Here is a 12,325-nt window from a genome sequence, read left to right as displayed (position 1 = left end):
CCTCTTTTGTACCAAAGCCTTTGCCCATTCTGCTTCAACGAGTTCTGTGTTTATTGATACGCATAAACCACAGATTGAACTCGAAATTTATATACCCCTCGATCAATTACGTTTAGCTGATGAAAGTTTATTTCCTTCACAAAGTGATGATCTAAAGCAGGTTAATTTCTCGGCTTTACAAGACTACATGCAAACACATGTAAGTATCACAACACAAAATTCTCAGTCGTTAACAGCACAAAAGGTTGATGATTTTGCTATCCATGAATTTGATAACGTACTGTTTATGGTAATGAAGATGCAATTTATCAAACCAGATAATTTTGATACCAGTGGTTTTTCTTTGCATTACAATGCCATTTTACACCGAGTTGTTACTCACAAAATTTATGTTTCGTATCGCAACGATATGCATGAAGTACTTAAAGCAAGTCAAGACATAGCAACCATAGGGTTGATCCGCTATCAGCGCGAAACCTTATTTATAGAGCCTGAAAAAATCACTGCATGGTCTCAGTTTAAGCTGATGTTTGTAAATGGTATGAGCCATATTGCAGCGGGTATAGATCATTTGCTATTTTTACTTTGTTTAATTTTGCCCGCCCCTCTAGTTAGTGCCAATAAGCGCTGGCAATCAGTGGCACCTGTGCGCCAATGTGTTATGTCGGTAGCTAAAATTGTCACCTTCTTTACACTCGGACACTCATTAACGCTAGCCCTGACGACGCTTGGTTATATTTCATTTCCTGCAAAGCCAATTGAGATTTTGGTTGCGGCCTCTATTTTAGTTTCGGCGTTGAATGCAATCAGGCCGATCTTTTCGCAGTCAGCTATGTGGATAGCATTTATTTTTGGGCTTATCCATGGTCAAGCATTCGCGATAGAAATGAGCCATATGGGGTTTGATAGTCAGGCTATTATCGTTGCATTGGTTGCATTTAATCTGGGTATTGAAACTGTGCAGTTGTTAATCGTTATTTGCGTTGTACCCGTGCTAGCAATGCTTGCCAGAACTTATTTTTATAATGCTATTCGAATTACATTATCAGTGCTGGCAATGGCGGCTGCGAGCTATTGGATTATTGAGCGAAGTGTGTAATGAAAGGGCCTTATTTGGCCCTTCTTACTTTTAAAACAAAGTTACAAATAGGTGTTAAACCAATTAACTAGTTCTGATTCTAGTTGTTCTTTATGGTTCATTAAAAAGTGATTGTCACCGTCATACACCACAAGTTTATGGGGTATATGATGCTTATCTAGTGCTTTGGCAAATTGAATTGAGTTCTCGACCGATACTCGTTTATCGTCACTGCCATGAATAAGTAATATGGGCACTTTAGGCGATAGCTTATCAACCCAGTTCATAACAGAGCGTGCTTCAAGCTCTGCTTGTTTGTTCTCTTTATAATTGGGAATACGACGCACATACACGTTTTTTTCCATGTTAGGTCTAAACGTAAGCTCTTTAACTAAATCGGTCGCCCCAGCAATGGTTACAATGGCTTTTATCTTGTTTGTGTGTTGCATGGCAAGGTGGGTTTGCATGCCGCCTCGGCTCGCTCCTAACATGCCAATACGGTTTTCATCTGCATTTGCTATGTGCGGAATAAAATCAATAAGCGCAAGTACGTCGTTAACATCTTTGCCACCAAACTCATCTAAGTCATCATTTTTAGTTAATGTACCGCGGTATTGGCTGCCGATAACCACAAAGCCTTGCTCTGCTAAAGGAAATAAATTACGCATCATTGCTGCAAAATTAACATTGCCAAAATTACCATTGCCGCCGCGGTTATAAATTAATACTGGAAGCTTATTCTTGATGACTTTAGGTTTGATGATATAACCAAGCACCTCAACATTATCGACCTGATATTTAAAATTATGGCAGGTTAAATTAGCTTTAAAGTTATCGAACATTTCTTGTGGAAAGGTTTCTTCAAAGGCTTTAATACGCTTTAAGTATGCTTCTTCGTTTTTAGCTTTGCGTTTATTCTTTTGCGCAATAAATTGGTGCCACGAATCATAGTCAGCAAAGATGCCTGTGAAGCAGTCTGTTTCTTTTGTGACATGTTCATCATCGATAATTTTCGCTGCGCTGGTAGAAAAAACAGCGAGAAATAGGCTGGCAAAGAGTAGTAATTTATACACAACAACATCCTTATTGGTGACTAAAAGTTACGAATCCACAGTAACTTAAATGATGGTTATTTGTATATAACTACTTTTTTACGTATCAAAACTTTTATATTATGAAAGTTAACTTATTGAATTGGAAGTCATAATGAGCAATAAACCGCCGCATATATTAGAGTTACTACCTAAGCGTTACACCTTGTGGGGGTTATTATGTTTATCCTTGGGGTTCGCTATATTTGTAATTATATGGTCTCGAGCTCCTGAATACCGGCCTTTGGTACAAGATATGCGCTTAGTCAATGCCGTCAAGATAGTCGATGTACTGGACGTTGAAGAGATCCCTTACAAGGCTGATATTAAAAATCATATTTTGTACGTCGATGTTCTTCATTCAGACCAAGCAAGGCTAGCACTTGCTAAAGTAGGTTTCGTCTTTGATTATCCAAATAAAGATACATTTAGTTCAATACCACAAGCATGTGCCTTACTTGAATCACAAGAAGCAAAGGAAAATAGGCCTATTCATCAAACTGAATGGTTTCTCCGATTAGTTCGCATAATAATGGCCGCGATAGTACTTATTACTTTAATCTTGGTCGTTGTACGACCCATTTTAAAGAATCTTATTCTTGAAGATAACAACAAGGATTAATATACCTTTTAGCAAATAAAAAGCCGCAATAAGCGGCTTTATCTGTAATGGGGCTTTACACTAAAATTAGGGTTTGGCGTTATTCAACCGAAATGAATACTTCAACTTCTTCACTGCTTTTATAAAACTCAAAGTCAGTTTTATATGCTCGAATATGCGGGCACTGTTCATTACTAAAGTACTGCCAAACTTGACCCCAAACATCGATAACGGTTTGTGGCATTGCACCTTTGCCACTAAAGCGAAGGTAGTTACCTGTGGCGAGTGTCGTTTGTTCTATCTCTGATGATGTGACTTGCAGATCAGTACACGCAAAGACATCAAACTCCCCTGTGACATCAGATTCATAATGAGTGTACACGCCATAAACTTGGCTAGATGGGGTTAATTTTGGCGCTATGTCTGTGTAAAACTGCTGCCATAAGCCAGCTATTTTGGCACCTTCGCCACTCATTTCATTCATATTGCAGGTGCGAACTTTGAGGCCAAATAAAGTTGTCGGGTTGTCGATATTGATGTGTGTTACTTGCTGATCCATTGCATTTATCCTTGCTTAATTTGTTCCCAGTAAAATACCAGAGCACATGTACTTTAACCTAGCCTTTTTAATTATTTATTTTAAAAAGACTATATTTTGTCAACGGCCTTTACAGCTTAAAAAACAGTCATGGCATCCTTATCTGCATCAGGTTAAGATGGGTAAAATAACAACAAAATCAGCGGGTGTTTAATGAATAAAATCAATGCGCTTATCTACTTTCTAGCCTTTAGTAGCGGTTTTTGTATTATGGGAATTGAGCTTTTAGGCGGGCGAATTTTAGCGCCGTATTTTGGTAGCAGTGTGCATATTTGGGGCAGTATTATCACTGTATTTATGTTGAGCTTATCTATCGGCTATTTACTTGGCGGCAAGCTCTCAACCCGCAATCCTTCGTTAACTAAATATGGACTCATTTTCTTTGTGGCAAGCATTATGGTGGTGCCAATTGTATTGTTTGCAGAGCCAATTATGACCTTTATTTTCACCCATATTGAAGACAGTCGTTACGGCTCGTTGCTGGCATCAACGGCGTTGTTTTTTATCCCTACAACAATACTCGGCATGATCTCACCTTACTCAGTGCGATTATTGGTTACCGATCATGAAAAAAGTGGTCAGGTTGCCGGTGGTTTGTATTTTGTGAGCACCCTAGGTAGTGCGCTTGGTACGATTATTACCTCTTTTTATATGGTGTTAGCGTTTGATGTTAACGACATCATTAAAACCTTTGCAGCGGTATTAGGCGCGCTTGGTTTGCTTGCAATTGCTGTTAGTCAATTAAAAACGAAGGAGCGTGCTGTATGTTTAGAATCTTAATGCTTTGTTTGATCATGACATTGCCTTTTAGCAGCTTAGCCGAAGTAATACATAAAGAGCGCTCGCTTTATCGCAATATTTTAGTGGAGAAGACTGGCGATTTACTGTGTTTAAAATTTAACGAAAAAACCCGTAAAAGTACGCAAAGCTGTATGTATAAAAGTAAGCCTAAAAAGCTGGTGTTTAATTACACCAAAATGACGTTTGCAAGCTTACTATTTATTGATGATCCTAAAAATGTACTGATCATAGGTTTAGGAGGAGGTTCACTCTCTAATACCATTCATGAGCTTTACCCTAGCGCTCATATCGAAAATGTCGAAATTGACCCTGCGGTAATAAAAGTTGCCCGTGATTATTTTAGCTTTGTAGAAACCGATAACGTGACGTCAAAAGTGCAAGATGGCCGTATTTTCATTAAACGCGCCGCACTTAAAAAACAAAAGTACGATTGGATTATTCTTGATGCCTTTAATGGCGATTATATCCCTGAGCACCTTCTCACTAAGGAATTTTTTGCAGAAGTAAAAAGTATACTGGCTGATGGCGGCATTGTTGCAGCAAATACTTTTTCATCGAGTAAATTGTACCAGCATGAGTCGGCAACTTACTTTGATGTGTTTGGTGACTTTGTTAATGTTGTGACCTATGAAAACTCTAATCGCATTATTTTGGCAGGATTCGAGACTATGCCTAGCCAGCAACAATTAGCAGAACGCGCCAATAAACTCGCAAATAAGTTAACCCCTTACGATGTTGATTTGCAGTTACTGCGTGAACATTTGTTTTATACTAAGGGTAATCAAGATTGGCCCGCGGATACCAAGGTACTCACTGACCAATATTCACCAGCGAATTTATTAAATTATCAATGATCAAATACGCCTTAATTGCATGTCTTTTAATTACGAGCTCTGCTGCTATGGCAGAGCCCCCTTCTCCCCCACCTTTAGCTGCAAGTCAGCAGCAGTTGTCTAAACTATTAAATCAATACAAAGGGCAAGTCGTGTTACTCGATTTCTGGGCGTCTTGGTGCAGCCCGTGCCGACGGTCATTTCCTTGGTTTATTGCCATGCAGAGCAAGTATCAACAGCAAGGCCTTAAAGTAGTTGCTGTAAACATTGATGTTGAGCGCGGTGATGCCGATGCATTTTTAGCTGAGTTTGCAGTGAACTTTAATATTATTTACGACCCAGATGCTGTTATTGGCAGGCAATACCAACTTAAAGGGATGCCGAGCAGCTTTTTAATTGATAAAGAAGGCATAGTACGATTCCAACACACAGGATTTGTTGCTGATAAATTAGACCTCTATGAAAGCCATATCAAAGAGTTAATTGCTAAATAGTGTGATTAGGTAGATAACTTTTGCTGTTGTTCGCTTTTATCGAACACAGCTATCTATTTTATTAATTGCACTAATATTTACTTAGCATGCTAACTACATTAAAATAGTTAGCATGCTAAGTAAATGGAGCGCATCATGTCTTCCACTCCCCCTTTTCACGAAACTCTTGATTTAACATTATGCGGCAGTATGGGCCGTGTGCATCGTTTATGTCGCGATGCTGTCACTTTGGCGGTTGAGCCTTTGGGCCTTACTCAATCTCGCTGGACTGCGATGATGCACCTGTTTCATTTAAACCAAGGTTGTACGCAACAAGAGTTGGCAAATAGCTTAGGCATTGAAATGCCTTCACTAACTCGCACTATTAAGCAGCTTGAGCAACAAGAGATTATTGCTCGTAAAGCTGACGCTGAAGATAAACGTAGTAAACGTCTGTACTTCACTGAGCAAGGTCTACAATTGTTAGACACATTGCAGGTGATTATTGCCGATGTGAAAGAGCACCTTTATGCCGATTTAACCACTGAGCAACTCGATACCATGGCGCATGGCTTAATTCAGATGGAACAGAATGCCCGTCAGTGTATCCGTCATTATTCAGGAGATAAGTAACGTTATGACACCAGATCAAAAGTTTGCCCGTTACGTAAAAATCTCTTTAGCGGGTTTTATTGTTTTATTTTTATATTTTGTGATTGCCGATTTGTATATGCCTGTTACACCGCAGGCCCGTGTGTATCATCCGGTTGTGCAAGTGACCCCACAGGTAAGTGGTCGTGTGACTGACGTGTTAGTGACTAATAATCAAGCCGTCGAAAAACAGCAAGCCTTGTTTAAGATTAACGATGAGCCTTTTGAGCTTGCCGTGCAACAAGCTGAACTTGCATATGATGATGCAAAACTACAAAACCAACGTTTAGATAGCAGTGTGAAGGCAATAGAAGCACAGTTAGCGGCTGCTCAAGCTAAGCTACATGAACAAACGTTGCTGTTTGAACGCGGTGAGTCGCTATTGAAAAAGCGTTCTATTTCAGAGCAAGAGTACGAAACTATCAATGCGAACTATCAATCAAGCAAAGCCAATGTGGCTGCAATTGAAGCCCAGCTTAGCGAGGCTAAATTAGCGCGCGGTAAAATAGGGGATGACAATTTAGCGCTTCGCCATGCTCAAAACCAGCTTGAGCAAGCAAAACTAAACCTGTCGTACACCACAGTGACAGCTGATACCGACGGTAAAACAGCAAACTTACAGGTAACACCGGGTACCTATGCTAATAAGGGTCAGCCGTTAATGGCGATTGTTGCTAATAAAGCTGATTTAGTGGCTGATTTTCGTGAAAAGTCTTTAGTTCACGTGCAAATTGGTAGTACTGCAAAAGTCAGCTTTGATGCGCTACCGGGCAAAGTGTTTACAGGCAAAATTGTTAGTTTTGAAGCGGGTGTGAGTGATGGCCAGCTTAATGCCAACGGTTTACTCAGTGCCACTGAAAGCAGCAACCGTTGGGTACGAGATGCACAGCGTCAACGTATTCATATTAAGCTAGATGAACATCAGATGCTGGCAAAATTTCCAAGTGGTGCGCGTGCAACCGTACAGCTTTTGCCTGACTCTAGCATTGGCAGTTGGTTTGCAAGCATGCAAATTCGCTTCATTAGTGTTCTGCACTTCATTTACTAAGGCTGGGTGAGTTATGTCAGTATTGCAACTCGATGGTAATGGCTTACGCCAAGCACTACGCATTGCTACGGGCTCAGCATTAGGGTTTTCACTGGCAAAATTGATGAACTGGCCGAATGGTATCTTTTTTACTGTTTATCCTATGCTATTGCTTGGTTTAGTGCCTGTGCTTAACATGCATATTATTCGTCAGTTTTACGCAGGCGCGGTGTTCAGTGCGCTGTTTGTGCTGGTTGTGCAAGGGTTGTTTGCACACCTGCCTGTGGTAATGACGATGATGAGCTTTATCGCTTTTGCCTTTTTGTTCTATCAAATGAGCCGTGGTGCTAACTTTTTATTTGGCGCCACAACGGTGGTGAGTTTGTCGATTCAATTACATTTTTCGACCTACACCGGCGGTGGTGTCAGTATTTATCCGCTGATCATTAGTAACGCTGTTGCAGTTGTCGTAACTGTGCTGTTTTCGATGCTAATGCATGGTTTATTCCCTGATGTTGCACCACGGCAAGGTCGGGTAATGCCAGAGAAAGCAAAAGAAAGTATACGCCATGAAGTATTACTTTGTTCAACCGTAGCGACTTTATCATTTGTTGTATTTCAGGTCTTTGATTTACAGGATTCAATTTCAGCTCAAGCAGCCTCGGTACTGATATTGTTTTCGTTGTGCTGGAAAGCAGCTGGTATGGCCGCGTGGCAACGTGCAATAGGCACCCTAATTGGGTGTAACTTAGCGTTAGTGGCACAGTTATTTTTGTATAACCACACCGATATTTTGATATTTCCGGCGTTAATTCTGTGGATTTTGACTTTTATCTTTAGTCGTTATCACATAATTGGTGGCGGTATTCCGGGTGTAGGCTTTGGTATTATCACCACATTTGGTATTTTGTTTGGTCAGTCATTAGGGCCGGGACAAGATCTCGTATACAGCGCGCTGTATCGTTTTTCGTCAGTGTCTGTGGCGATATATTGAGCTTATGTGCGGTGTATATAATGCATCACATCTTAAATCGCTTTGAAATAACAAGGCATCATACGTTTGATTAAAAATCAAAATGCACAAAAAAGGGAGTTAATCAGAACTCCCTTTTTTATTATTTGGTTCGAAAATGGTGGGTAAAGACTTAAGTAAATCGTCTTGTTTTTTTACAACACTCTGTACGCAGGTTTTTGAGGCGACATCTGCAACCCAAGCGCCCCATTGTGAACTACCAGGTTCTTCACCTGGAGTTGCCCACCATCTGGCTTTATAAAGAATTTCGTTATAACAGGTTTCACTACCTTGCGGATACGCGTTTCCGGCTTGCCATGAATCTACAGCAAAGCCCGACATAGGCAAAGCTGACAGCGTTATCATTGCAGCGGCAACAATGCGTGATTTCTGGCCCATACGCGGCTCCTTCATTAGTGGTGAGTTTGTATGACTATTATAGACGCGGCAGGATTAACCATCAATTAACTTTGTTAACAAGTTACACTTCTTTACAGTTCTGCTTATTTTTGACACGATCTTCTGATGTGAAAGTTAGAATTTTACATTTTTTCTTAATACTTTTGTTTGTCCCCTTTTGGTTTTGCTGTCCATGCGTTTTCTCTGAGAACTTTTGCTTGGTTTTGTCGCTCTGCGCGCCTTTTGTACTTGTGTGGCATTAACGATTAATTCTTTCAAACGATTAAGCGCGTCTTCTTTGTTCATCTCTTGCGTGCGATGACTTTGCGATTTAATGACAATAACGCCCTCTTTGGTAATTCGAGAATCATTTAAATTAAGTAAACGCTGTTTGTAAAAGTCAGGTAGTTTTGAGCGCTTAATATCAAAACGAAGATGAATTGCAGTGGCTACTTTATTGACGTTTTGGCCGCCTGCACCTTGCGAGCGGATCGCACTAAAGTCGAGCTCCCATTCATCAATTGTGACGGTATTAGAAATAATTAACATCAGGTTCAGTTAACTGTGGTAAAAAAGGTATTGTAACATTTGTAATTGGCCAAACATAATCGCTCTATCATGTGAGCCAATTGCTAACCATTTTGAAAGAAAGGAGATCACGATGAAAGCACTACTTATTTCTATTAGTCTACTGGCGATGAGCTTTTCTAGTTTCGCAGAAGATATTACTGAAAGCCAGCTACAGCGTTATATAAAAGCCTTACCTGCTGTGGTCAATTGGTCACAAAATCAGTCTGAATTAGATACTGTAAATCTCGGTGGTATGCTAGGTAGTTCTGATGGTGTTGACAGTTCGTCAGTAATGGATGCATTAGGCCACATTAAAGATCACGAGCTATACACAGAGTTTGAAGCCCTGACCAAGCAATATGGTTTCACACCTGAGCAGTTAGTTACTGTTGGCTCAGAGGTATCAATGGCGTATTTAGAAAACCTTAAAGCGGGTATGTCAGAAGAGAACAAGCAACGTGTAAATCAAGCAATGAGTGGTTTACAAAGCCTTACGGCATCATCATCTGATGCGGGGACTCGCTCAATGGCAGGTGCTTTAGAAGGTGTTAAAGCAAGTACTGCAACAGCAGATGTTAGCGAAAGTAACGTTAACTTAGTTAAGCAGTATATGCCGCAGTTAAAAGAATTGTTCGCAATGTTGCAGTAACAGCACAATAAAATAAAGAAAGCGGCTAAGAAGCCGCTTTTTTTGTGCTTACTCAAATACCATCGCGTTTTTTAGCTGCTGCTTTTGTTCTGCAGTTGGTAAAAATCCAGTTTGTACAAACTCATTAAGGCTTGAGTGACGTTCAAAGTAAAGAATATCAAGGGCAAAACGATTCATGCCGTACAAGCCCCGATGGATCATATTTGCCGAAAATATGAGTAAGTCACCTTTTTTGAGTGCCACACTTTTACCGCGAGTCAGTGAGTCACTATTGCTAGCGCCCTGTTGTTCTAATCTAACAGTTAACTCTTCATCAGAATCCCAGTTTTTATGACTACCCGGTATTAGTTCTATTCCCGGTTCATCTTCAAAAGCAACGCGGCAATGTAATACTTCAGGGCCGCTAAGAGCGGCCTTTTGCGCATCAAGCTCTAAGTGATACTGCATATCGCGATGCCAATAATTTGCTTGTTTAGAGTTGTAAGGGTTAAAGAATAGTTGAGTATTCATAAACTGAGGATCAGCAACAATACCTTTAACCTGTTTCAATAGAGTGTTAGCGCTGACAAACTCAAAAAGAGCAAACTTTTCCTCAACACTTAAACATGCAGCGCCAGTCAAACCTGAGCTATTAATCCCTCTGGATTGGTAAAAAGGTTGGTTTTCTTGCAACCAGTGATGATGAAATTTATCGAGAATTGGCCTTACCTTGCTAAGCTCACTCTCTGTGTAAAGGCCCTTTACATGGTAGTAGCCATTTTCAGCAAAAAAGTTATTTTCCATTTTTTACCTTGCTAAAATTGCACGTATTTTACTACTAAGCTCAGGCAATACTTGTTGCTCAAACCACGGATTTTTCTTTAGCCAGATATTATTGCGAGGGCTTGGGTGAGGCAGTGGCAAGTAATTTGGCCAATATTCACGCCACGATTTTACTAACTCAGTTAAGGGCAGCTGCTTAGTGTGGGGTAAATGATATGCCTGCGCATACTTTCCTAAGATAATGGTGAGCTCAATATTATTTAGTTGCGCTAAGAGCTTTTCACGCCATGCAATCGCGCACTCTTTTCTTGGCGGTAAATCACCTGATTTTCCTTTGCCAGGGTAACAAAAACCCATCGGCAAGATAGCAAAATTGTGCTCATCGTAAAATTCATCGCTTGTTACACCAAGCCAAGAGCGAAGCCTTTGCCCGCTTGCATCATTAAAAGGTTTGCCACTTTCATGTACTTTAGTTCCTGGCGCTTGACCGGCAATTAAAATACGAGCTCGAGGATTAAATTGAATAACGGGCCGCGCCCCAAGAGCTAAATGAGGCTCGCAGATCACGCATTTACTAACTTGTTCTATTAGTGTTTGAGTACTCATGAGTTAGTAAAAATATGATCTATGCTTGTTTTGACCAAACTGCTAACTCGTTACCACTTGGCTCTGTGAAGTGAAAACGACAGCCTCCAGGAAAATCAAACAAAGGCTTAATAATTGTGCCACCGTGTTTTTCTACCTGCGCTTGTGTCTCTTTAATATTATTTGAATAAAGCACCAGTAGCGCGCCGCCATTATTGGTTAAGCTAGTTAATGGGGCTTGATAAAAACCGCCATCAAGGCCCGCTGATTCAGCGCTAAAGGCCGTGTATTCAGGGCCATAATCGGTAAATTGCCATTTAAAAACCTGATGAAAAAATGCTTTTGTTGCGGCTAAATCTTTAGCAGCAAATTCAACATAATTTAGGCTATGGTGGTTCGACATGGTGTGCTCCTAATTTAAACTATTCTCAAGCGCCATAGCGCAATGAAGTGCTGTACTATCAAGTAGTGGAATCGATGTATCTGCTTGTTGAACTAACAAGGCTATTTCGGTGCAACCAAGAATAATGGCTTCAGCACCTTGCTGAGTTAGATTATCAATAATGGTTAAATACTCGGCTTTAGATTCTGGGCTGATGATGCCTTTACATAGTTCATCATAAATCACTCGATGCACTGTTTCACGCCCCTGTGCATCAGGAATTAACACCTCTATGGCGAATTTATCTGCTAGGCGTTGCTTGTAAAAGTCTTGTTCCATAGTGAACTGGGTACCCAACAAAGCCACTTTTTTGAAGTTATGTTGGATCAGGTTTTCACCAACTGCATCTGCAATGTGTAACAAAGGAATTGCAACCGCATCTTGTACTTGCTTAGCTAGTTTATGCATGGTGTTGGTACAAATTAATAAATAATCCGCGCCCGCAGCTTCAACTTGCTTAGCGGCTTTAATGAGTATCTCGGCCATCTGTGGCCAATCTTGTTGCTGTTGTAGCACTGCTATTTCTGCAAAATCGAGACTGACGAGTACTATCTTGGCACTGTGCAGACCCCCAAGTTTGTTTTTAACACCTTGATTTAAAAGCTGGTAGTAACTTTGTGTAGACTCCCAACTCATGCCACCGATTAAGCCTATTGTTTTCATTACAACTCCCTTTTTATTTACTTAACACCATATGATATTGCACAAAACAAAGCTAGCAGATCATTATTTTACTAACAGTTCGACCTAGTT

At 40.4% G+C, this 12,325-nt stretch carries 16 protein-coding genes and 1 pseudogene; 9 read left to right on the top strand and 8 right to left on the bottom strand.

Features of this window, described 5'->3' with window-relative positions:
• Positions 1-46 precede the first annotated feature (46 nt).
• Positions 47-1,099: a HupE/UreJ family protein gene (locus C2M33_RS00230; RefSeq protein WP_158685542.1), complete on the top strand. Its 1,053-nt coding sequence runs from the start codon at positions 47-49 to the stop codon at positions 1,097-1,099.
• Positions 1,100-1,140: 41 nt separating this feature from the next.
• Here C2M33_RS00230 and C2M33_RS00225 read toward each other — a convergent pair whose 3' ends face one another.
• Complete coding sequence (locus tag C2M33_RS00225) at positions 1,141-2,151, bottom strand: alpha/beta hydrolase family protein (protein ID WP_105173352.1); 1,011 nt, start codon at positions 2,149-2,151, stop codon at positions 1,141-1,143.
• A 133-nt stretch (positions 2,152-2,284) separates the two neighbouring features.
• Here C2M33_RS00225 and C2M33_RS00220 point away from each other — a divergent pair, with 133 nt between their 5' ends.
• A complete protein-coding gene (locus C2M33_RS00220) occupies positions 2,285-2,791 on the top strand; it encodes a hypothetical protein (RefSeq protein WP_063703800.1) in 507 nt (168 codons plus the stop codon).
• Between the two features lie 79 nt (positions 2,792-2,870).
• Here C2M33_RS00220 and C2M33_RS00215 read toward each other — a convergent pair whose 3' ends face one another.
• Positions 2,871-3,329, bottom strand: a complete 459-nt coding sequence (locus tag C2M33_RS00215) for a GyrI-like domain-containing protein (RefSeq protein ID WP_063703802.1) — start codon at positions 3,327-3,329, stop codon at positions 2,871-2,873.
• Between the two features lie 192 nt (positions 3,330-3,521).
• On the opposite strand from C2M33_RS00215, the gene C2M33_RS00210 reads away from it, so the two are divergent.
• The 6 genes and pseudogenes from C2M33_RS00210 to C2M33_RS00185 all read left to right on the top strand — a co-directional run bounded on the left by C2M33_RS00210 (position 3,522) and on the right by C2M33_RS00185 (position 8,221).
• Complete coding sequence (locus tag C2M33_RS00210) at positions 3,522-4,148, top strand: fused MFS/spermidine synthase (protein ID WP_063703804.1); 627 nt, start codon at positions 3,522-3,524, stop codon at positions 4,146-4,148.
• Complete coding sequence (locus C2M33_RS00205; RefSeq protein WP_063703807.1) at positions 4,133-5,023, top strand: spermidine synthase; 891 nt, start codon at positions 4,133-4,135, stop codon at positions 5,021-5,023. The genes C2M33_RS00210 and C2M33_RS00205 overlap by 16 nt, the downstream gene beginning before the upstream one ends.
• A gap of 47 nt (positions 5,024-5,070) precedes the next feature.
• On the top strand, positions 5,071-5,496 hold the full coding sequence (locus C2M33_RS00200; RefSeq protein WP_158685541.1) for a TlpA disulfide reductase family protein: 426 nt from the start codon (positions 5,071-5,073) through the stop codon (positions 5,494-5,496).
• Positions 5,497-5,631: 135 nt separating this feature from the next.
• The gene (locus tag C2M33_RS00195) at positions 5,632-6,108 is read left to right on the top strand and encodes a MarR family winged helix-turn-helix transcriptional regulator (RefSeq protein ID WP_058584360.1); all 477 of its coding nucleotides are present in this window, start codon (positions 5,632-5,634) and stop codon (positions 6,106-6,108) included.
• Positions 6,109-6,112: 4 nt separating this feature from the next.
• Positions 6,113-7,174, top strand: a complete 1,062-nt coding sequence (locus C2M33_RS00190) for an HlyD family secretion protein (RefSeq protein ID WP_063703812.1) — start codon at positions 6,113-6,115, stop codon at positions 7,172-7,174.
• Between the two features lie 13 nt (positions 7,175-7,187).
• Positions 7,188-8,221, top strand: a pseudogene (locus C2M33_RS00185) (DUF2955 domain-containing protein).
• A gap of 25 nt (positions 8,222-8,246) precedes the next feature.
• Here C2M33_RS00185 and C2M33_RS00180 read toward each other — a convergent pair.
• Positions 8,247-8,564 carry a hypothetical protein gene (locus C2M33_RS00180; protein ID WP_063703816.1) on the bottom strand — a complete coding sequence of 106 codons (318 nt, stop codon included), beginning with the start codon at positions 8,562-8,564 and terminating at the stop codon, positions 8,247-8,249.
• A gap of 135 nt (positions 8,565-8,699) precedes the next feature.
• Positions 8,700-9,113, bottom strand: coding sequence for an alternative ribosome rescue aminoacyl-tRNA hydrolase ArfB (arfB, locus tag C2M33_RS00175; protein WP_063703818.1), 414 nt, complete (start codon positions 9,111-9,113; stop codon positions 8,700-8,702).
• Between the two features lie 112 nt (positions 9,114-9,225).
• Between arfB and C2M33_RS00170 the strand changes: the two genes are divergently transcribed.
• Entirely contained in the window at positions 9,226-9,783 is a 558-nt protein-coding gene (locus tag C2M33_RS00170; RefSeq protein WP_063703820.1) for a hypothetical protein, read from the top strand.
• 48 nt (positions 9,784-9,831) lie between these two features.
• Here the strand turns inward: C2M33_RS00170 and C2M33_RS00165 are convergent, their stop codons facing one another.
• The 4 genes from C2M33_RS00165 to C2M33_RS00150 are packed head-to-tail and all read right to left on the bottom strand — an operon-like array spanning position 9,832 to position 12,235.
• Entirely contained in the window at positions 9,832-10,566 is a 735-nt protein-coding gene (locus tag C2M33_RS00165; RefSeq protein WP_063703822.1) for a phytanoyl-CoA dioxygenase family protein, read from the bottom strand.
• Between the two features lie 3 nt (positions 10,567-10,569).
• Positions 10,570-11,151, bottom strand: a complete 582-nt coding sequence (locus tag C2M33_RS00160; RefSeq protein ID WP_105173350.1) for a uracil-DNA glycosylase family protein — start codon at positions 11,149-11,151, stop codon at positions 10,570-10,572.
• A 19-nt stretch (positions 11,152-11,170) separates the two neighbouring features.
• On the bottom strand, positions 11,171-11,533 hold the full coding sequence (locus C2M33_RS00155) for a VOC family protein (RefSeq protein ID WP_062565443.1): 363 nt from the start codon (positions 11,531-11,533) through the stop codon (positions 11,171-11,173).
• Between the two features lie 9 nt (positions 11,534-11,542).
• The gene (locus C2M33_RS00150; RefSeq protein ID WP_105173349.1) at positions 11,543-12,235 is read right to left on the bottom strand and encodes an aspartate/glutamate racemase family protein; all 693 of its coding nucleotides are present in this window, start codon (positions 12,233-12,235) and stop codon (positions 11,543-11,545) included.
• Between the last annotated feature and the right edge of the window lie 90 nt (positions 12,236-12,325).

This window comes from Pseudoalteromonas sp. T1lg122 (assembly GCF_002964825.1).
Lineage (GTDB): Bacteria > Pseudomonadota > Gammaproteobacteria > Enterobacterales > Alteromonadaceae > Pseudoalteromonas > Pseudoalteromonas gelatinilytica.
The sequence above is the reverse complement of the archived record's forward strand: the minus strand, read 5'-3'. Positions and strand labels throughout refer to the sequence as shown.

Coding starts and splice junctions, on each gene's coding strand:
- C2M33_RS00220 (WP_063703800.1), top strand. CDS start 2,285: ATGAGCAATAAACCGCCGCATATATTAGAGTTACTACCTAAGCGTTAC.
- C2M33_RS00215 (WP_063703802.1), bottom strand. CDS start 3,329: ATGGATCAGCAAGTAACACACATCAATATCGACAACCCGACAACTTTA.
- C2M33_RS00210 (WP_063703804.1), top strand. CDS start 3,522: ATGAATAAAATCAATGCGCTTATCTACTTTCTAGCCTTTAGTAGCGGT.
- C2M33_RS00205 (WP_063703807.1), top strand. CDS start 4,133: ATGTTTAGAATCTTAATGCTTTGTTTGATCATGACATTGCCTTTTAGC.
- C2M33_RS00200 (WP_158685541.1), top strand. CDS start 5,071: ATGGCAGAGCCCCCTTCTCCCCCACCTTTAGCTGCAAGTCAGCAGCAG.
- C2M33_RS00195 (WP_058584360.1), top strand. CDS start 5,632: ATGTCTTCCACTCCCCCTTTTCACGAAACTCTTGATTTAACATTATGC.
- C2M33_RS00190 (WP_063703812.1), top strand. CDS start 6,113: ATGACACCAGATCAAAAGTTTGCCCGTTACGTAAAAATCTCTTTAGCG.
- C2M33_RS00180 (WP_063703816.1), bottom strand. CDS start 8,564: ATGGGCCAGAAATCACGCATTGTTGCCGCTGCAATGATAACGCTGTCA.
- arfB (WP_063703818.1), bottom strand. CDS start 9,113: ATGTTAATTATTTCTAATACCGTCACAATTGATGAATGGGAGCTCGAC.
- C2M33_RS00170 (WP_063703820.1), top strand. CDS start 9,226: ATGAAAGCACTACTTATTTCTATTAGTCTACTGGCGATGAGCTTTTCT.
- C2M33_RS00165 (WP_063703822.1), bottom strand. CDS start 10,566: ATGGAAAATAACTTTTTTGCTGAAAATGGCTACTACCATGTAAAGGGC.
- C2M33_RS00160 (WP_105173350.1), bottom strand. CDS start 11,151: ATGAGTACTCAAACACTAATAGAACAAGTTAGTAAATGCGTGATCTGC.
- C2M33_RS00155 (WP_062565443.1), bottom strand. CDS start 11,533: ATGTCGAACCACCATAGCCTAAATTATGTTGAATTTGCTGCTAAAGAT.
- C2M33_RS00150 (WP_105173349.1), bottom strand. CDS start 12,235: ATGAAAACAATAGGCTTAATCGGTGGCATGAGTTGGGAGTCTACACAA.